Source organism: Sphaerisporangium sp. NPDC088356 (genome assembly GCF_040685555.1).
GTDB lineage: Bacteria > Actinomycetota > Actinomycetes > Streptosporangiales > Streptosporangiaceae > Sphaerisporangium.
Map to the genome: position 1 here is coordinate 1 of NZ_JBFBIK010000278.1, position 1327 is coordinate 1327.

At 61.7% G+C, this 1327-nt stretch carries 1 protein-coding gene; it reads right to left on the reverse strand.

From position 1 onward, the window contains the following. Positions 1–773: 773 nt before the first annotated feature. On the reverse strand, positions 774–1049 hold the full coding sequence (locus tag AB0O34_RS36875; protein ID WP_363923655.1) for a hypothetical protein: 276 nt from the start codon (positions 1047–1049) through the stop codon (positions 774–776). Positions 1050–1327 lie beyond the last annotated feature (278 nt).

Consider the following 1327-nt stretch of genomic DNA (forward strand, 5'->3'; position numbering starts at 1 on the left):
CTCCATAGCGACAGGGAGTGATGAGCCGCCCGGGTCTGATGGAGGCTCGATTCCCGTCATGCACTCCATACCCTTGTCCCCCGAACCGCGTGAACGTGCGGTCCGCATGGTCGCCCGCGTGAGTAATGGCACACGGTCAAGCGGAGCTCCGTTCGGTTCGTTGACGAGCACGACGCGGGAGATTCCCACCTCGACCGCCACCTGCGCGACGGACCGCCCGGTCAGGACACGTTGCACCAGCCGTGGAGGCGTGTGGAGGCGTGTGTCCCGCCGGTCCTACACCTCATGGCTTGATGCGCACAGCCACGCGAAGGCGGGATCGTCTCCCCAAGCATGTCAGCCAGACACAATGGTCAATTCGGACGTAACGACATGGCGTACGCCCGGATGTACGGTCAGGTAGAACTGATGGCATTCGGCAGCATACGGCCATAAACAGTGTCGTTCACGGATTCATTTGCTTCTCATACCAACACACGCAATGACAAATAACCAATTGGATTCGAGCCGAGTGGCCGGGTGCGACGTTGCCGGGCAATTGGATCAGCGACGTCATCCGTCCCGGCTTCCGCACGCGACGAGGCCGATCCGCCGTGTTATCGGCTGAACCTCATGGTCAGTGCCCTGATCTCCCTGCCCCGCAGCGGAGCAGGCCGTAGGCGTGGGCCTGGCCGGTCACCAGTGGACCGGACACGCACACCGTGTCCGGTCACTGAGTGAGAAGCTTCTCAAGGTTCACCCGCGGGCCGCGACGGGACGGCGCGAACGCCAGGTCACGTCATCCGACGGATGAAGTCACGGGAGATTCTGGTGCCCGCGTCGCTCAGAAAGTTCGCCAAGTCCTCCGACAGGAGGGTCTTCTCGACCCCGACGGTGATCCCTTCTGGGGTGACCTCGGCGACCGCGAGCTCATGTCCTAGATCTCCGCTTCGTCGGACGCGGACGCGGAGCGCAGGCACCGGGCGCGTCTCTTCGACGGGCTGGAGCAGGCCCAGCGCTCTCATGCTGATCTCGTCCATGGGGAGCTTTAACTCAGGCTCGAACTGCATCTCATTGACATAGGCGACGATCCGGTGTCCTGGGGAAATGCGGTTAATTACTCCTGGACAACCGCGCGGCAATAGAATGCGGTGGTACTCCACCGATGGTTGTGACGGCGATGACGGACGGATCATCCCATCCACCGTAGCCTCTCTGCCAGTTACTTCCTGAGCGTTTGCGCGGCGTGCAGGCCGCTCGTGTATCAGGAAAGCTTGACGCATCCGGCCCTAGTGGCGACGGTGTATCAGGAAAACCACTGTTTCTCTTCATCCCCATTGGTCTCAGA

Excerpts from the sequence above, each read along its gene's own strand:
- AB0O34_RS36875 (WP_363923655.1), bottom strand. The coding sequence starts at position 1,049 with ATGCAGTTCGAGCCTGAGTTAAAGCTCCCCATGGACGAGATCAGCATG.